11 protein-coding genes are annotated in these 19,097 nt (G+C 64.2%); 10 read left to right on the top strand and 1 reads right to left on the bottom strand.

Features of this window, described 5'->3' with window-relative positions; translation table 11 throughout:
• Positions 1–11: 11 nt before the first annotated feature.
• The 9 genes from dgcA to DNK59_RS17540 all read left to right on the top strand — a co-directional run bounded on the left by dgcA (position 12) and on the right by DNK59_RS17540 (position 16,187).
• Positions 12–2,072 (top strand): dimethylglycine demethylation protein DgcA, encoded by a 2,061-nt coding sequence (gene dgcA, locus DNK59_RS17580; protein ID WP_110724056.1) that lies wholly within the window; start codon positions 12–14, stop codon positions 2,070–2,072.
• 204 nt (positions 2,073–2,276) lie between these two features.
• The gene (gene dgcB, locus DNK59_RS17575; RefSeq protein ID WP_110724055.1) at positions 2,277–4,226 is read left to right on the top strand and encodes a dimethylglycine demethylation protein DgcB; all 1,950 of its coding nucleotides are present in this window, start codon (positions 2,277–2,279) and stop codon (positions 4,224–4,226) included.
• The gene (locus DNK59_RS17570; RefSeq protein WP_110724054.1) at positions 4,226–5,446 is read left to right on the top strand and encodes an electron transfer flavoprotein subunit alpha/FixB family protein; all 1,221 of its coding nucleotides are present in this window, start codon (positions 4,226–4,228) and stop codon (positions 5,444–5,446) included. Before dgcB ends, DNK59_RS17570 begins: the two co-directional genes overlap by 1 nt.
• Before the next feature lie 9 nt (positions 5,447–5,455).
• On the top strand, positions 5,456–6,226 hold the full coding sequence (locus DNK59_RS17565) for an electron transfer flavoprotein subunit beta (protein WP_092309051.1): 771 nt from the start codon (positions 5,456–5,458) through the stop codon (positions 6,224–6,226).
• A 1,129-nt stretch (positions 6,227–7,355) separates the two neighbouring features.
• Entirely contained in the window at positions 7,356–10,808 is a 3,453-nt protein-coding gene (locus tag DNK59_RS17560) for a GMC oxidoreductase (RefSeq protein ID WP_110724053.1), read from the top strand.
• Positions 10,809–10,937: 129 nt separating this feature from the next.
• Positions 10,938–12,806 (top strand): hypothetical protein, encoded by a 1,869-nt coding sequence (locus tag DNK59_RS17555; RefSeq protein ID WP_110724052.1) that lies wholly within the window; start codon positions 10,938–10,940, stop codon positions 12,804–12,806.
• A 47-nt stretch (positions 12,807–12,853) separates the two neighbouring features.
• On the top strand, positions 12,854–14,110 hold the full coding sequence (locus DNK59_RS17550) for a metallophosphoesterase (protein ID WP_110724051.1): 1,257 nt from the start codon (positions 12,854–12,856) through the stop codon (positions 14,108–14,110).
• Between the two features lie 443 nt (positions 14,111–14,553).
• The gene (locus DNK59_RS17545; RefSeq protein ID WP_110724050.1) at positions 14,554–15,789 is read left to right on the top strand and encodes a molybdopterin-dependent oxidoreductase; all 1,236 of its coding nucleotides are present in this window, start codon (positions 14,554–14,556) and stop codon (positions 15,787–15,789) included.
• A 14-nt stretch (positions 15,790–15,803) separates the two neighbouring features.
• Positions 15,804–16,187, top strand: a complete 384-nt coding sequence (locus tag DNK59_RS17540) for a hypothetical protein (protein WP_110774690.1) — start codon at positions 15,804–15,806, stop codon at positions 16,185–16,187.
• 159 nt (positions 16,188–16,346) lie between these two features.
• On the opposite strand, the gene gbcA is transcribed toward DNK59_RS17540, so the two are convergent.
• Positions 16,347–17,642: a glycine-betaine demethylase subunit GbcA gene (gene gbcA, locus DNK59_RS17535; protein WP_110724048.1), complete on the bottom strand. Its 1,296-nt coding sequence runs from the start codon at positions 17,640–17,642 to the stop codon at positions 16,347–16,349.
• Between the two features lie 290 nt (positions 17,643–17,932).
• Here gbcA and gbcB point away from each other — a divergent pair, with 290 nt between their 5' ends.
• Entirely contained in the window at positions 17,933–19,033 is a 1,101-nt protein-coding gene (gene gbcB, locus DNK59_RS17525; protein WP_092309067.1) for a glycine-betaine demethylase subunit GbcB, read from the top strand.
• The last annotated feature ends 64 nt before the right edge of the window (positions 19,034–19,097 follow it).

Genomic DNA, 19,097 nt, shown 5'->3' with positions numbered 1-19,097 from the left:
AGTTAAGAAAAATGGCTTTCGAAGCGATGTTCCAGCCGATCCAGATCGGCAAACTGACCATCCGCAACCGCGTGCTGAGCACCGCGCACGCCGAGGTCTACGCCACCGACGGCGGCATGACCACTGAACGGTATGTGAAGTACTACGAAGAAAAGGCCAAGGGCGGCATCGGCCTGGCGATCTGTGGCGGCTCCTCGGTAGTGGCCATCGACAGTCCCCAGGAATGGTGGAGCTCGGTGAACCTGTCCACCGACCGCATCATCCCGCACTTCCAGAACCTCGCCGACGCCATGCACAAGCATGGCGCCAAGATCATGATCCAGATTACCCACATGGGCCGCCGCTCGCGCTGGGACGGCTTCAACTGGCCGACCCTGATGTCGCCGTCCGGGGTGCGCGAGCCAGTGCACCGCGCCACCTGCAAGACCATCGAGCCGGAAGAGATCTGGCGGGTGATCGGTAACTACGCCCAGGCCGCGCGCCGGGCCAAGGCCGGCGGCCTGGACGGCGTCGAACTGTCGGCGGTGCACCAGCACATGATCGACCAGTTCTGGAGCCCGAGGGTCAACAAACGCACCGACGAATGGGGCGGTACCTTCGAGAAGCGCATGCGTTTCGGCCTGGAAGTGCTCAAGGCGGTGCGCGCTGAAGTCGGTGACGACTTCTGCGTCGGCATGCGCCTGTGCGGCGACGAATTCCACCCGGACGGCCTGTCCCACGAGGACATGAAGCAGATCGCCAAGTACTACGACGACACCGGCATGCTGGACTTCATCGGCGTGGTCGGCTCAGGCTGCGACACCCACAACACCCTGGCCAACGTGATTCCCAACATGAGCTTCCCGCCGGAGCCGTTCCTGCACCTGGCGGCGGGCATCAAGGAAGTGGTCAAGGTGCCGGTGCTGCACGCGCAGAACATCAAGGACCCGAACCAGGCCACGCGGATTCTCGAAGGCGGTTACGTCGACATGGTCGGCATGACTCGCGCGCACATGGCCGACCCGCACCTGATCGCCAAGATCAAGATGGGCCAGATCGACCAGATCAAGCAGTGCGTCGGCGCCAACTACTGCATCGACCGCCAGTACCAGGGCCTGGACGTGCTGTGCATCCAGAACGCCGCCACCTCCCGTGAATACATGGGCGTGCCGCACATCATCGAGAAAACCACCGGCATCAAGCGCAAGGTGGTGGTGGTCGGCGCCGGTCCGGCCGGTATGGAAGCCGCTCGCGTCGCCGCCGAACGTGGCCACGAGGTGACCCTGTTCGAGAAGAAGGACGCCATTGGCGGGCAGATCACCACCGCCTCCAAGGCCCCGCAACGGGACCAGATCGCCGGTATCACCCGCTGGTATCAGCTGGAGCTGGCGCGCCTGAAAGTCGACCTGCGCCTGGGCACCGCGGCGGACACCGCGACCATCCTCGACCTGCGCCCCGACGTGGTGGTGCTGGCCGTGGGCGGCCATCCGTACATCGAGCAGAACGAACACTGGGGCGCCGAAGAAGGCTTGGTGGTCAGCAGCTGGGACATCCTCGACGGCAAGGTGGCACCGGGCAAGAACGTGCTGGTGTACGACACCATCTGCGAGTTCACCGGCATGTCGGTCACCGACTTCATTGCCGACAAGGGCTCGCAAGTGGAGATCGTCACCGACGACATCAAGCCGGGCATCGCCGTGGGCGGTACCTCGTTCCCCACCTACTACCGCAGCCTGTACCCCAAGGAAGTGATCATGACCGGGGACCTGACCCTGGAGAAGGTCTACCGCGAGGGCGACAAGCTGGTGGCGGTGCTGGAGAACGAATACACCGGCGCCCGCGAGGAGCGGGTGGTGGACCAGGTGGTGGTGGAAAACGGCGTGCGTCCCGACGAGGAGCTCTACTACGGGCTCAAGGAAGGTTCGCGCAACAAGGGCCAGATCGACGTCGAGGCACTGTTCGCGATCAAGCCGCAGCCGTGCCTGAGCGAGACGGGGGAGGGCTACCTGTTGTTCCGCATCGGCGACTGCGTATCCCAGCGCAACACCCATGCCGCGATCTACGACGCACTGCGCCTGTGCAAGGACTTTTGACGGCAGCGGCAAGTTTCAAGCGGCAAGCGGCAAGTTAAAGCAGGTGTTCGGCAGTGCTTTTGCTTGTCACTTGCCCCTGACGCTCTGTAAGGACTTTTAGCCGCCGTTGCAGGTTTTGAGCGGCCAGTGAGAGCGGATGCTCAGCCCTGCTTTTTTCTTGCCGCTTGAAGCTAGCCGCTTGCAGCTGACCCTAAGGTGATTGTGATGTTGAACACCCTTCTTCCCATTCTGTTGTTCGCCGCCGTCGGCCTTGCGCTCCTCGGCGCGCTGCGGCGCGTGGCCCTGTGGCGCCAGGGGCGGGCTTCCAAGGTCGATCTGATCGGCGGCCTCTTGGCCATGCCCAAGCGCTACATGGTGGATCTGCACCATGTGGTGGCCCGGGACAAATACATGGCCAACACCCACGTGGCCACCGCCGGCGGCTTTGTCCTGGCGGCGGTGCTGGCGATCCTGGTGCATGGTTTCGGCCTGCACAGCCGCATCCTCGGCTACGCCTTGCTGCTGGCCACCACGTTGATGTTCGTTGGCGCGCTGTTTGTCGCCAAACGCCGGCGCAACCCGCCGGCGCGGCTGTCCAAGGGCCCGTGGATGCGCCTGCCGAAAAGCCTGCTGGCATTCTCGGTGAGTTTCTTTGTAGTGACCCTGCCGGTGGCCGGGATCCTCCCGGAACACTTTGGGGGCTGGGTGCTGGCGGCGATCCTGGCGGTCGGCGTGCTGTGGGGCGTGTCTGAATTGTTCTTCGGCATGACCTGGGGCGGGCCGATGAAGCACGCCTTCGCCGGGGCCCTGCATCTGGCCTGGCATCGGCGCGCCGAGCGCTTTGGCGGCGGCCGCTCCACCGGCCTCAAACCGTTGGACCTGGAAGACCCGAGCGCGCCCCTGGGCGTGGAAAAGCCCAAGGACTTCACCTGGAACCAGCTGCTGGGCTTCGACGCCTGCGTGCAGTGCGGCAAGTGTGAGGCGGCGTGCCCGGCCTTCGCCGCTGGCCAGCCGCTGAACCCGAAGAAGCTGATTCAAGACATGGTGGTCGGCCTGGCCGGTGGCACCGACGCGCAGTTCGCCGGCAGCCCCTACCCTGGCAAAGCCATTGGCGAACATGGCGGCCATCCGCATCAGCCGATCGTCAACGGCCTGGTGGACGCCGAGACCCTGTGGTCCTGCACCACCTGCCGCGCCTGCGTCGAGGAGTGCCCGATGATGATCGAGCACGTCGATGCCATCGTCGACATGCGTCGCCACCTGACCCTGGAGAAGGGCGCGACCCCGAACAAGGGCGCCGAGGTCCTGGAAAATCTCATCGCCACCGACAACCCCGGCGGCTTCAACCCGGGCGGACGGATGAACTGGGCGGCGGACCTGAACCTGTCCCTGCTCAGCGAAAAGCAGAGCACCGACGTGCTGTTCTGGGTCGGCGACGGTGCCTTCGACATGCGCAACCAGCGCACCCTGCGGGCCTTCGTCAAGGTACTCAAGGCGGCCAAGGTGGACTTCGCCGTGCTCGGCCTGGAAGAGCGCGACAGCGGCGACGTGGCCCGACGCCTGGGCGACGAGGCGACCTTCCAGCTGCTGGCCAAGCGCAATATCCAGACCCTGGCCAAGTACCGCTTCAAGCGCATCGTCACCTGCGACCCGCACAGCTTCCATGTGCTGAAAAACGAGTACGGCGCCTTCAACGGCAACTATCTGGTGCAGCACCACAGCACCTACCTGGCTGAACTGATCGACGCCGGCGCGCTGAATCTGGGCCAGCACAAGGGCAGCAGCGTGACTTATCACGACCCGTGCTACCTGGGGCGCTACAACGGCGAGTACCAAGCGCCGCGCGACGTACTGCGGGCGCTGGGCATCGAGATCAAGGAAATGCAGCGCTCGGGCTTCCGTTCCCGTTGCTGCGGCGGTGGCGGCGGTGCGCCGATCACCGACATTCCGGGCAAGCAACGGATTCCCGACATGCGCATGCAGGACATCCGCGAGACCGGCGCCGAACTGGTGGCCGTGGGTTGTCCACAGTGCACGGCGATGCTCGAAGGGGTGGTGGAGCCGCGGCCGATGATCAAGGACATCGCCGAACTGGTGGCCGATGCCTTGCTCGAAGACGCCGCCCCGGGCAAAGCCCCGGCGGCGCTGAAACCCGAACCTGCGGAGGTGCACTGATGAGCGAGATTATCCGCCGCGATCCCCGCGCCGAGTGGATCGCCCGCAACCGCCTGCACCCGCTGCATGCCGCCATGCAGCCGGCGCAGCACAGTTGGATGGGGCCCAACGGCCTGATCCGCAAGAACCCTCACGGCGTCGGTTTCATCGGGCCCAACGGTCTCAAGCGCATCGATCGCAGCGGCGCCCAGCAGGGCGGCAGCGCCAAGCGCACGGCGGCCGCCGAGGTGCAATTGCCGCTGCATCAGGTGGCGCAGCCGGCGTTCTACATCAGCGTGGTGCCGGACATGGTCGGCGGCCGCCTGAGCAGCCACGACCGCGACCTGCTGGGCCTGGCCCGGCAACTGGCGGGCGAGGACGGCGCGGTGCTGGCGGTGGTGTTTGGCGAACACAAGGAATCGGCCTTTGCCACCGCAGGCGTCGACCGCTTGCTGGTGCTGCAGGGCAGCGAATTCGACGGTTATGCACCGGAGCAACGGGTACAGGGCCTGCGGGCTGTGGATAACCAGTTCAGCCCGCGTCACTGGCTGCTGCCCGACAGCCGCACCGGTGGCGGCGAGCTGGGCCGGCGCTTTGCCGCGGCCCTGGGCGAACGCCCGGCGACCCGGGTCTGGCAGGTCAAGGACGGGCAGTGCATTGGTCGCGCCGGTGCCGGCCTGCAAGACCTGGCGCGCCCGGCGCCACGCCTGATCCTGGCGGCGGCCGAATGCGCCGAGCCGGTCAGCGAAACCCGCCACGAAGCCTTGCCGGTGGAGTTATCCACAAGCGTGGCCCGCAGCCTGGCGCGGATCGAGGACCTGGGCGCGGTGGCGGTGGACCCGGCGGCGATTCCCATGGCCGAGGCCGAATTCATCTTTTCCGGGGGCAACGGGGTCAAGGACTGGCCGCTGTTTCACCAGACTGCCGCGGCCCTTGGGGCTACCGAGGGCGCCTCGCGGGTGGCGGTGGACGACGGCTTCATGGCCCGCGACCGGCAAGTGGGGGCCAGTGGTATCTGGGTCACCGCGCGGGTCTATGTGGCGGTGGGGATTTCCGGGGCGATCCAGCACCTGCAGGGCATTGGTGCCTGCGACAAGGTGGTGGCGATCAACCTTGACCCGGGCTGCGACATGATCAAACGCGCCGACTTGTCGGTGATTGGCGACAGCGCGGAAATTCTCAAGGCCTTGATCGCGGCGGTAGCGGCCTACCGCAACGACGCCAAGCGCGATGCGGCTTAAGGGGACGTTATGAACAGCAATGTGATCAGCCTGGTATCGATTGGCGCGCACCCGACCTCCGGCCGCCCACGGCGCGCTGAACAGGACGCCCGCGCGGTGGAGCTGGGCCTGCAGCTGGCGGGTGAGCAACTGCAGGTGCTGCATGCCGGCGACGTCGCCGAACCGGCCCTGCGCGCTTACCTGGGCATGGGCCTGGAGCAGTTGCATGTACTGGAACAGCCGCCGGGTGCCGATGCCCTGCCGGTACTGACCCAGTACCTGCGCGACGCGGGCGCCCAGGTGGTGCTCACCGGCAGCCAGGCGGAAACCGGCGAAGGCTCCGGCATGCTGCCGTTCCTGCTGGCGGAGAACCTCGGCTGGCCCCTGGTGGTGGGGCTGGCGCAGGTCGAGTCCCTGAGCGACGGCGTGGCTCATGTGCTGCAAGCCTTGCCCCGTGGCCAGCGGCGCCGGCTCAAAGTGCGCCTGCCGTTTCTCGCCACTGTGGATAACGCCGCGCCGAAACCGCGCCAGAGCGCCTACGGCCCGGCGCGCCGTGGCCTGTTGCATGCCGATCAGGTCGTGGTGGTGGAGGACGAATTGTTCACAGCCTCCAGCCTGCAACCGGCCAAACCCCGACCCAAGCGCTTGAAAGTGATTAAGGCCAAGAGCGGCGCCGACCGCATGAAGGCTGCCACCGCCAAGGCCAGCGGCGGCACTGGCCAGGTACTCAAGGGCGTGAGCCCCGAAGCGGGCGCCGAGGCCATTCTCAAACTGCTGATCGAAGAAGGCGTAGTGCGCTGAGTTCAAGGTTATGCACAGCCCTCGCGCCGCACAGCCACTGTAGGAGCCGGCTTGCCGGCGAAGGGGCCGTCATGCATGTGCACAATTCTCGGCCTCGCCGTTCGCTGGCAAGCCAGCTCCTACCAGAGGTGCGGCATGGTTACTCACAATCCCTGTGCGCGGACCTGTGGATAAGGTGTTCGCGCCTTGCTCAAGCCCACGCGGAACAGGCCCTGCAGCCGTCTGTACGAAATTTGATCAGCCTAAGTTGGCGTTTTTCATGGCTTTTTTTCCTGGGCAGGGCGATAGCCAAAGCGACTTTTACACAGCACTTGCCCCCAAAGTCTGTTGGCGCTTCTGTGGATAAGATGTTCGCTTAGCGCTGCAGGCCTTACAGTACGTGCCTTGTGCGGTTTTGATCAAAAAATAGCCAAATGCGGCTTTTCCTCTCAGTTACCTCGCCAGGAACCCGATAATTCGCGGCTTTCGGGGGTTTTCCACAGTGCGCCGGGTCATTCACCACAGTTGCCCCCAAAGTCTGTTGGCCGTTCTGTGGATAAGGTGTTCGCCTTCAGCTACAGGCCGCTGATGACGTGGCTTTCAGGTTGTTGTTCAAAAACTGATCAATGCTGCCAATATCCGCTGTTTTCGCATAAGTCACGGTTTTTATTGGCATTGACCGACGAACTATCCCCACCCCTGGTGCACTTGCCCACAGTTGCTGTGGGTCAAGGTGTGGATAAGGTGTTCGCCAACGGCTGGACCCCTTGCTATTCATAGCTTGCCCGGCAATAGGTCAAATTTCATACAGTTCTAAGGGCTTTCTTGACACTGGCAATGGGCCTGTCTTCACTGAGTCTTCAAGGACTTAGCGGCAACTTATCCACATCCGGCTCAGGGAGCGCAGGCAATGGATTGTCGTTCATCGCAGGTTTATCCGACCGGGGCCCCCCTCCCTCGACGTACCCGTCGCCGTGCCGCCAACCAGCGCGCACGCCTTTAACCCTGTCCTGCGCTTTGTTCCGTTACTGACTGCACTGCTGTTGTTCCAGGCGCCTGGGCCTGCCTGTTCGGCTGCCTGCGCGTCAACGGATGCACCCCACTAGAGGCGACCCACGAGTTGCCCCATCTGCCTGAGAGGAACACCGCCATGACTCGGATCGCGACCCCCATCAGCGAGATCCAGGAACACTACGACGTGATTGTCATCGGCTCCGGCTATGGCGGTGGCATTGCCGCCTCCCGACTGTCCCGGGCCGGGCGCCGTGTCTGCCTGCTGGAGCGGGGGCGGGAGATCCAGCCCGGCGAGTACCCCAATACCCTGGCCAGCGCCACCGAGGAATTGCAGGTGCATGACCCCGAAGGTCATATCGGTTCGCGTACCGGGCTTTTCGACCTGCACGTCAACGCCCAGCAGAACGTGGTGGTGGGCTGCGGGCTGGGAGGTACTTCGCTGATCAACGCCAACGTCGCCCTGGAACCCGAACCCGAGGTGTTCGACGATCCGCGCTGGCCCCAGGCGGTGCGCGAACACCGCGACACCCTGCTCAAGGAGGGCTTCGCCCGGGCCCGGGAGATGCTCAAGCCCAACCCCTATCCGGATGCGGCGCCGACCTTGCCCAAGCTGGTGGCGCACCGCAAATCCGCGGAATTTCTCAAGCAGGGCGCGCACTTCTACAAACCGCCGATCAACGTGACCTTCAACAAGCTGGCCAACAACCTCAACCATGTCGGGGTCGAGCAACTGCCTTGCAATCACTGTGGCGACTGCGTCTCGGGTTGTAACAACAAGGCCAAGAACACCACCTTGATGAACTACCTGCCGGACGCCAGCAATCATGGCGCCGAGATTTTCTGCCAGGCCCAGGTGCGCTATCTGGAGCGTGACGGTGACGGCTGGATCGTGCACTTCCAGTACCTGGACAGCGGCCGCGAGAGGTTTTCGGCGCCGACCCTGTTCGTCAAGGCCGACATCGTCGTGCTCAGTGCCGGCACCCTGGGCTCCACGGAAATTCTCCTGCGCTCCAAGGCCAAGGGCCTGTCCACCTCGGCCCAGCTCGGCGAACACATGAGCGGCAACGGTGACATCCTCGGCTTTGGCCATAACTGTGAGCAGACCATCAATGGCATCGGCTTCGGCACGCACGCGGCCAACGAACTCAAACCCGTGGGGCCGTGCATCACTTCGGTCATCGACATGCGCACCGAAGGCGACTGGCGCAGCCGCATGGTGATCGAGGAGGGCTCGATTCCCGGCGCCCTGGGGCGGGCCATGGTGCCCAGCATGGCGCTGTTCGCCGGGACCCTGGGCAAGGCCACCGACAATAGCCTCAGCGGCCAGTTGGGCTACAAGGCACGCGAGGCCGAGAGCTTTGTGCGCGGGCCTTACTACGGCGCCCTGCACAACATGCAGACCTACCTGATCATGAGCCACGACGACGGCCGCGGGCGCATGCTGCTCGATGACCAGGACCAGCTGCGCATCGACTGGCCGGGCGTTGGCGAGCAACCCAACGTGGTCCTTGGCAACGAGCGCCTGTACCAGTGCACCAAAGCCCTGGGCGGGATCTGGGTGGAGAACCCGATCTGGACCCAACTGCTCAAGCACAGCATCGTCTCGGTGCACCCGCTGGGGGGCTGCGTGATGGGTGAGGATGCCGCGCAGGGTGTGGTCAACCACAAGGGCCAGGTGTTCAGCGGCGCCACTGGCACGGACGTCTACCCCGGGCTGTACGTGGCCGACGGCGCGGTAATCCCGACCTCGCTGGCGGTCAATCCGCTGCTGACCATTTCGGCGGTCAGCGAGCGCAACATGCGCCTGCTGGCCGAGGACCGTGGTTGGAAGATCGACTACAACCTGCCCTCGGCCCCCCGCAAGGCGGTGCCTGCGCCGACCCTGGGCGTGCAGTTCAGCGAAACCATGAAGGGCTATTTTTCCACCGACTTCACCCAAGCCCAGGGCACCGATCTGGCGCTCTACCAAGCGGCGGCCCAGCGTGGAGAAGCGCAGCACTCGCCCATCGAATTCACCCTGACCATCACCGCCGATGACCTCGACCGGATGATCAAGGAACCCGCGCACGCCGCGACCCTGGTCGGCACCCTGAATGCCCCGGTGCTGTCGGCCCAGCCCCTGGTGGCCAGCCACGGGGTGTTCAACCTGTTCGAGGAGTTCCAGCAGCAGGTGGGCGTGCGCCACATGAACTACGACATGCGCCTGACCGCCGAGGACGGCAATGAATATTTCTTCAGCGCCTTCAAGACCGTGCCCGAAGACCACGGCGTGCTGAATATCTGGCCCGACACCAGCACCCTCTACGTGACCCTGTACCGCGGCCGGGACAAGAGCGGTGCAGTGCTGGGCAGCGGGGTGATGCACATCCTGCCGGCGGACTTCGCCCGGCAGATGACCACCATGAAGGTGCTCAACGCGCGCAACGAACGCGAGCGCATCGAGGCTTTGGCGCGCTTTGGCAAGTTTTTCGCCGGGATTCTCTGGGAGAGCTACGGCGGGGTGTTCGCCGGGGATATCTACTTCAACCCCGACGCGCCGCCGCGGCTGAAACGGCCCCTGGACGCGCCGGTGCCGACCGTGCATTTCTTCCAGACCGAGGATCATGTGCACCTGCGCCTGACCCGCTACCAGGCCGGCAGCAAAGGCCCGGTGATGCTGGTGCACGGGCTGGGTGTGGGCTCCAACATCTTCTCCACCGACACCATCCAGACCAACCTGCTGGAGTACCTGTGCAAGCACGACTATGACGTCTGGCTCCTGGATTTCCGGGTCAGCATCCTGCTGCCGGCGAGCAAGCAGGAATGCAATGGCGACCAGATCGCCGCCTACGACTTCAAGGCCGCCATCGGCCAGATCAAGCAGGCGACCGGGGCCCGCGACGTGCAATGCGTGGTGCATTGCTATGGCGCCACGACCTTCTTCATGTCGCTGCTGGCGGGCCTGCAGGACGTGCGTTCGGTGGTCTGCTCGCAGATTGCCGCCGACACCGTGGTGGCCACCGCCACCGGGATCAAGGCTGGGTTGCACCTGCCGGGCGTGCTCGACGCCATCGGCATCAGGTCGCTGACAGCCTATGCCGACAGCAAGGAAAGCCTGTTCAACCGGCTCTACGATACGGCGCTCAACGGTTACGCACGGATCGAGGCCCAGGGCTATTGCACCAACCCGGTGTGCCACCGCATCACCTTCATGTACGCCTCTTTGTACCGCCACGACACCCTCAACCAGACCCTGCACGACAACCTGCACGAGCTGTTCGGCGCCTCCAACATCGAAACCTTCGAGCACCTGGCGCTGATCTGTCGCAAGGGCCACCTGGTGGACTTCAAGGGGCGCGACGTCTACATGCCGCATTTCGACCGGCTGAAGCTGCCGATCTGCTTCATCAGCGGCGCCGACAACCAGTGCTACCTGCCGCAAAGCACGCAGAAGACCTACGAGCGCCTGTGCCAGCTGCACGGCCCCGAGCTGTTCAGCCGCCATGTGGTGCCGGGTTACGGGCATATCGACTGCATCTTCGGCAAGAACGCGGTGGTGGATGTGTACCCGCTGATGCTGGCGCACCTGGAAAAGACCGCCCGGGGCTGACCCCGGCCAGCCCGCGGCGCGGTCGCCGCGGGCGTGGGCCACGTCAGGGAACAGGGGCCGCGGCAAGCACGCTTCGCCGCTGAGTGCGGGCTGCGGCGGCCGCTACACATGGATGCAGGGAAGGTTGCGATGAACGCTTATATCCGCTGGTTCCAACGCTTCATCTGGCTGGGCATCGCCATGAACATGGTGTTCGCCCTGCCGGCGCTGTTTGCCCCGGCGCTGCTGACCGCGGTGGTCGGCCTGCCGCCGGTGCTGTCCGATCCCTGGCTGGAAAACACCGGCATGCTGCTGGTGGGCATCAGCCTGTTCTACATGCCTTCGGGCTGCAACGCGCCGCGTTTCGTGGTGCATTCCTGGCTCTGCGTGCTGTCGCGGCTGATTGCCGTGGCGTTCTGGATCTACCTGATCGACACCAGCAATCAGTCCCAGGTGTTCGTGCCCATGCTCATGGGCGACCTCGGCATGTTCCTGGCGCTCGGCATCCTGCTGTACCTGGGCAGTGCTCCGGCCAATCGGCCCGGGGCCTTGCTCTGTGCCGGGCTGCGGGCCCTGCGTGAACACTGGGCCGCCTGCTGGGCGCGCCACGGCTTTCGTGTCGGCGTCCTGGTGTCGCTGCTGGTGCTGGGTTTTGTTGGCTACCAGACCTGGGTCAACATGCTGCGCGAGGTGCCCCAGCCGCCGGAAGCCTCCGACGAGGATCACTTCAAGTACGCCGCCATCGGCCTGGGCATCGAAGCGCGGATTCCTTACTACCTGTTTGCCGTGCTGCCGCAGATGTGCCCGGAAAAGCTCCCGCGCCCCGGTGGCTACGAGGTCTTCGGCTTTCTCTACGAGAACGGCCGGGACCTGCCGGTGGGCATGGCCAAGCGGCAGTTGGGCTACCCGACGGTGGAGCCCAACTGCGCCCTGTGCCACACCGGGGCCTACCGCGCCAGCGCCAGCGATGTGTCCCAGGTGGTGCCCACCGCACCGGCCAACCTGATGCAGCTCCAGGCCTTCCAGTGGTTCGCCTACGATTGCGCCAGCGACCCGAAATTCACCGTGGACGCGGTGATGAACGCGATCAACGCCAAGTTCCAGCTGGGCTTTATCGAGCGCCTGTACAACCGCTACCTGATCATCCCCATGGCCAAGGGCGCGCTGCTCAAGCAGAAGCAGGCCTATGCCTGGCAGAAGCTGCGGCCGCAGCAGGGGCCGGGGCGCACTGACACCTTCAACCCGACCAAGATGGTGGTGTTCGGCTTCCCCGACGACTCCACTATCGGCACCGTGGACCTGCCGCAGATCTGGAACCAGAAGCCCCGGGAGTCGATGTACCTGCACTGGGACGGCAACAACAACCAGATTCGCGAGCGCAACTACGCGGCGGCGATGGCCGTGGGCGCGACCCCGCAATCGGTGCTGCCGCAGAGCTTCAACCGGGTCACCAACTGGCTGCTGGGGCATAAGCCACCGGCCTGGCCGTTCGCCCTCGATCAGGCCAAGGTGGCCCAGGGCAAGCCGCTGTGGGAGGCCAACTGCGCTGGTTGCCATGATTTCGGCAAGGCCGACACCGGCCAGGTCACCACCAACATTCAGGCGCTGGGCACCGACCCCCATCGCCTGGACTCCTTCACCACCGGGTTGGTCCAGGCCTTCCACGGCTTCAAGAAGCCGCCGTTCGACTTTGGCGCCTATCGCAAGACCCAGAGCTACAGCAACACCCCCACCGATGGCATCTGGCTGCGCGCGCCGTACCTGCACAACGGCTCGGTGCCGAGCCTGTGGGACCTGTTGCAGGCGCCGGAGCTGCGGCCCCAGGTGTTCTTCACCGGATCGGATGTGTATGACCCGCAGAAGGTCGGCTTCATCACCAGCGGCCCGACGCTGCAGGGCCCTGGCTACTTCAAGTACGACACGCACCTGGAGGGCAACAGCAACAGCGGCCACCTGTATGGCACGCAGCTGTCCGCGGAGCAGAAGTGGCAACTGATCGAGTACATGAAAACCCTGTGACGCCGCTGCGGCGTTTGTGCGGATGGACCACCAAGAGGGATGCCGACATGTCATTTGTGAGCAATCTGGAACATGAATACGAACAGGCCAAGGCCCGGGTCGAGGGGTTGTTGGCCAGGCTCGACCTGGCCTGGAAAAAACTCGCCAGCCAGCTTGAGCCGGCGCAGTTGCAGGCGATCGTGCAACTGCTGCAGCGGGCCCATGACCAGGCGCAGTACGCCCTGATCCACGGCGACCTGCCCCCCGGTCAGGCGCCGGTGCCCTGGGAACTGGCCCACGGCCTGTCGGTGCTGCACCTGGGCAACGCCAAGCCCTTGCCGCAAACGGTGGCCGAGCTGCAGACCCAGGTGATGAAGGACGGCACCCTGCTGGGCTGTCGCCAATGGGAACTGCTGGACCTGCGCTGGAGCGAGGCCCTGCTCAACTGGATCGAGAACCTGCACAAGCACGCGCCCTTCGGCACCAACCCGGCGCTGATCGAGATGGCCGACAACGTATTGCTGGACATGGCCGGGGACTGGGGCACCGGCTACTTCCAGGACCATTCGGCGGCGCAGCGCGTGGCGGACCTGATCAGGCAGGACCAGCCGGATGTCACCATCCATCTTGGGGACGTGTACTACGCCGGCACCAGTACCGAGGAGGGCGCCGACCTGGTCGACTGGCCCCAGGGCAGCCTGGCGTCATTCAGCCTCAACTCCAACCACGAAATGTACAGCGGCGCCCATGGCTATTTTGCCGAGATCAATGCGCTGTTTCCCAAGCAGCAGGGCACCAGCTACTTTGCCCTGTTCAACAGCCACTGGCTGATCGTCGGCCTGGACAGCGCCTATGCCGCCGACGAAATGAACCTGTACATGGACGGCAACCTCAATGCCCTGCAGCAGCAATGGCTCAAGGACCTGGTGGCCAGCAAGGGGCAGGGGCGCAAGATCATCGTGCTCAGCCATCACCAGGGGCTGGACATTAGCGGCCAGCAGCAGACCGTGCTGTACAAACAGGTAGTCGCCGCCCTGGGGCGGGTGCCGGACTACTGGTACTGGGGGCACCTGCACAACGGCATCTGCTACGCGCCCAGGGAGGGTATGTACGGTCGTTGCATCGGCCACGGAGCCATTCCCTATGGCGTCACCAGTGAGTTGAAGGGCAATCCCCAGGTGCTGTGGTCGGAAACCCTGTCGGCGGACGATCCGAACTACCCGCTGCGGGTGCGCAACGGCTACGTCCGGGTGAAGTTGCAGGGCAAGGCGTTGACGGAAGAGTTCATGGGCGAGAACGGTGCCGTCAGTTGGCCGCTTGGTTGACGCTGGAGATGGATGCGCAGCCGGCCCCGTAAGCTTCGAGGACGGCTGAGAGCCATTGCTTGGCATGCCGCAAAAGATCGAAGTGCCGCTGTAGCGGCACTTCACGGCCCAGGGCGAGCAGTGGGCCGAAGCTCAGTGTTTCCACCACCTAAGGTGAAAGGCCACAAATTCCCGGGCCTGCGGCTACGCTGTGGGGGATGGCTTCGCAGACGCTCACCATTGTTCAGGCACTGGAAAGCGCGATTCTTCGTTCAGGCCATTTCTGTGCATCGCTCACCGGAGAAACGTCCCATGGATGGTCTTATCGTCAGGTTCCGCACCGGACCCCCAGCCCCTGTTCGCCCGCCTCTGTCTATGCCGGTTGCCCAGCCTTGTCTTGGCGCCACTGATCTTGTGCCCGCCGATTCCGAGCTGACTCGTCGTCATCCATCCGGAGAACCCCGATGAACCCTTTCGACAAGCGTGGCGGTCTGGATCGCCGACATTTTCTAAAGGCCAGCGTCCTCGCCAGCCTTGGTCTGGCGACTCAGCCTTTGCAGGGCTTGGCCGCAAGCCTGGAGCAACAACCGTTTGCCAACGGCGAGCGTGAGCTGATCGCCTATCCGCAGAAGCGACCACTGATGCGCATTACCACTCGGCCACCGCACCTGGAGACCCCGTTCGAGGTGTTCAACCAGGGCCTGTTGACCCCCAATGATGCTTTCTTCGTGCGTTATCACCTGGCCAACATTCCAACCCGGATCGATCCGCAGACCTATCGCCTGAAGGTCCTGGGTCGTGTCCGCCAGCCGCTGGACCTGAGCTTGCAAGCGCTCAAGGCGCTGGGCGAACCGGTGGAGTGGGTGGCGGTGAATCAATGCTCCGGCAACAGTCGCGGCTATTTCGAGCCTCGGGTGTTTGGCGCGCAACTGGGACATGGGTCGATGGGCAATGCGCGCTGGACGGGCGTGCCGCTGCGCAGGGTGCTGGAGCAGGCGGGAGTCGAGGACAACGCTGTTCAGGTCACCTTTCGCGGGCTTGATCAGCCCATCCTGCCGATGACGCCGACGTACACCAAGGCGCTGGATATCAACCATGCATTGGCGCCGGAGCCGTTGATCGCCTGGAGCATGAACGGTGAGGATCTGCCCTTGCTCAATGGCTACCCGATCCGCCTGGTGGTGCCGGGTTACTTCGGCACCTACTGGACCAAGCACTTGAGTGAGATCGAAGTCATTGATCATGAGTTCGAGGGTTTTTTCATGAGCAAGGCCTATCGAGTGCCCGCCAACGACAGTCTGTCCGTGCCGCCGGGGAGTGAGCTGAAAGACAGCCGCCCGATCACGGTGATACCGGTACGTTCATTCGTCACCAGCTTGAGCCATGAACAGCGCCTGCCGCTGGGGCAGTTGCAGGCCCTGCGCGGCATTGCCTTCGACGGCTCCGGTAGCGGTATCCAGAGCGTGGAGTTTTCCGATGACAACGGCCTGACCTGGCAGCCCACCCGATTGGGTGAAAACCTGGGGCCGTACTCGTTTCGCGAATGGCTCGCGGACTGGAAGCCGCGTCAGCGCGGCATCGTCCAGTTACAGGTGCGTGCGCGCAACGCTCAGGGCCAGACCCAGCCAACGACCCCGATCTGGAATCCCGGTGGCTATGCCCGGCACTCCATCGAGTCGCTGCCATTGCACATCATTTGAAAGGGTCTCACGCCATGCACAGACTTCGTCACGTCCCGCTCTTCACACTGGTTGCGTTGGTCTTGTTGACGCACTCAGCGTTGAGCGGGGCCGCGCCACTGAGCATTGAACTGCCCACGGAAACCGCGCGCTTTGAGCCGTCCCCGCTGCCGGGATATGCGATTGCCAGCGGCAAATGCAGCATTTGCCATTCCGCGGACTATATCCAGTTGCAACCCCCTGGCATGAGCCAGTCACAGTGGCGCGGCGAGGTGAGCAAGATGCAGCACGCCTTTGGCGCGCCAATCGATGATCAGGAGGTGGATGTGATTGCCGCTTATCTGGCACAAACCTATTCGGGAGAGCCACGCGCCAAGGCGGCCGAGACCTCGGGGGCAGCTTCCATCGGGACGCCATGAGCGCCCATGGGCAAGCGGTGCGATTGCCGGTCGAGGCAGCGGTCCGGCCAGCGGGCGCTGGTCGGGCGCTAGCGTCATGATCGCCAAGGGCGAGAAGACATTATCAAGGGGGGGGCGAGGGAGGCAGGGGGCGAGCTGGCTCACCCCCTGCCAGGGTGTTTAGCCGGTGACCGGCACGCCCTTGAGGTAGGGCGCCGGTTCCGCGCCAAGGTTGCTCAGCATGCGCTCGCTGTACCAGTCGACGAAGTTGACCACGCCGAATTCGTAGGTCTTGGAGTACGGACCCGGCTGGTAGGCGGTAGAGTTGATGCCGCGCTGGTTTTCTTCCGCCAGGCGCCGGTCCTGGTCGTTGGTGGCGTCCCACACCTGGCGCATGCGCTCGACGTCGTAGTCGACACCTTCCACCGCGTCCTTGTGCACGATCCACTTGGTGGTGACGATGGTTTCCTGGGCGCTGATGGGCCACACGGTGAACACGATGATGTGGTCGCCCATGCAGTGGTTCCACGAATGTGGCAGGTGCAGGATGCGCATCGAGCCCAGATCCGGGTTCTTGATCCGGCCCATCAGTTTGGCGCAGCCCTGCTTGCCGTCCAGGGTCATGGACACGGTGCCCTTGAGCAGCGGCATGCGCACGATGCGGTTGCGCAGACCGAAGCTGGCATGGGCGTAAGGGATCTTTTCGGCTTCCCAGGCGGCGGCGGAAGCGGCCACGTGGTCCTTGAACGCCTGGTCGGCCCGCGGGTCGGTGACGTCGTCCCATTCCAGCAGGGTTTTCAGCAATTCAGGGTGCGAGCCGCTGCAGTGGTAGCACTCGCGGTTGTTCTCCAGCACCAGCTTCCAGTTGGCCTTTTCATGCAAGGTGGTCTGCACCGCCACCTTGGTGTTCTCCATGTCGTAGGGCTCCATGTAATGGGCCAGGGTCGCCAGGAAGTCGTCGATGGCCGGCGGATTCTCGGCCAGGGAAATGAAGATGTAGCCGCCGGCGGTCTTCACGTTCACCGGTTTCAGGCCGTACTGCTTCATGTCGAAGTCGGCGCCCATCTCGGTGCCGGCGAACAGCAGGCGGCCGTCCAGCTCGTAGGTCCACTGGTGGTAGTGGCAGACCAGCTTGGCCACCTTGCCCTTGTCGCTGGTGCACAACCGCGAGCCGCGGTGGCGGCAGACGTTGTGGAAGGCGTGGACCACGCCGTCGGCGCCACGGATGACGATGATCGGGTTCTTGCCGATCTGCAGGGTGATGTAGTTGCCCTTGGTGGGGATCTCGCAGGTCATGCCAGCGATCAGCCATTCCTTCTGGAAGATCTCCTGCATGTCGATGTCGAACAGCCTTTCATCGCAGTAGAAGGGCTGCGGCAGGGAGAAGGTCCGCTCGCGCTCCTGCAGCATCTGTGCAGTGGCCTTGCGTGCAGGTTCCAGTGGATCGCCCAAGCTCAGGGTTGCGGTGACGTCCATCGTTCAAGTCCTCATGGCCGTTCTGTGCGGCCGGCGAATTAAATAGTGGCTACGGTGGGTGCTACGCAAGTCACGAAAAATCGGTTGTCGTGTTTGAGGCGAGTGTGGGTCCGCGGGCGCCTTGAACCTTATCCATGGGCGACATGGCCCAATCTGTTCCCGACGCGCCAGCCCCGGCAGCTGGGGGCTGGTCGCGATAAGCATGTGAATGTCGCAGATAGGTAAATGGGCGCGAGAAGCCTTACGCAGAATCGCTGACAAGACGCCGACAGTCGGCCGTGGAGAACAGCATGTCCAACACCTTCCTCAACCCGGTAACCACCCAGACCTGGGCCAATGGCCGTCACATCGTCCGTTGCGTCAAAGTCATCCAGGAAACCTGGGACGTGCGGACCTTCTGCTTCATGGCCGACCAGCCGATCATGTTCTTCTTCAAGCCCGGGCAGTTCGTCACCCTGGAGCTGGAGATCGAAGGCCAGCCGGTGATGCGTTCCTACACCATTTCCAGCTCGCCGTCGGTGCCCTACAGCTTTTCGGTAACCATCAAGCGGGTGCCGGGCGGCAAGGTGTCCAACTGGCTGCATGACACCCTGCACGAAGGCCAGGAGCTGGCGGTGCACGGGCCGGTGGGGCTGTTCAACGCCATCGACTTTCCCAGCCCGAAGATCCTCTACCTCAGCGGCGGCGTCGGCATCACCCCGGTGATGTCCATGGCGCGCTGGTTCTATGACACCAACGGCAATGTCGACATGGTGTTCATCCACAGCGCCCGTTCACCCAAGGACATCATTTACCACCGCGAGCTGGAGCACATGGCGTCGCGGATCGACAACTTCAGCCTGCACCTGATCTGCGAGAAACACGGCCTGGGCGAGCCCTGGGCCGGCTATCGCGGCTACCTGAACCACAAGATGCTGGAGCTGATGGCCCCGGACTTCCTCGAACGGGAAGTGTTCTGCTGCGGGCCGACGCCCTACATGAACGCGGTCAAGCGCCTGCTGGAAGCCGCCGGTTTCGACATGGCGCGCTACCACGAGGAATCCTTCGGCGCGACCCCGCCCGAAGCCCGCGCCGACGCCGTGGAGCATGCCGAACAGGCCGCCGAAGCACCGGAGCCGGACCTGGCCGACCTGCATCAGGTGGAGTTCACCGCTTCCGGCAAGAGCATCCGCGTGGCCCCGGGGGAAACCGTGCACGCCGCTGCGGCCAAGCTCGGCCTGATGATCCCCAAGGCTTGCGGCATGGGCATCTGCGGCACCTGCAAGGTGCTCAAGCTGGGTGGCGAAGTGGCGATGGAGCATAACGGCGGGATCACCGAGGAAGACGAAGCCGAAGGCTACATCCTGTCCTGCTGCAGCGTGCCCAAGGGCGACGTGCGGGTGGAGTACTGATCGCCGGCAAGCCAGCTCCTACACCCATTGCCTGTAGGAGCTGGCTTGCCAGCGAACAGGGGTT

This window comes from Pseudomonas sp. TKO26 (genome assembly GCF_003225665.1).
GTDB lineage: Bacteria > Pseudomonadota > Gammaproteobacteria > Pseudomonadales > Pseudomonadaceae > Aquipseudomonas > Aquipseudomonas saponiphila.
This window is presented reverse-complemented; position numbering and strand designations above follow the sequence as displayed.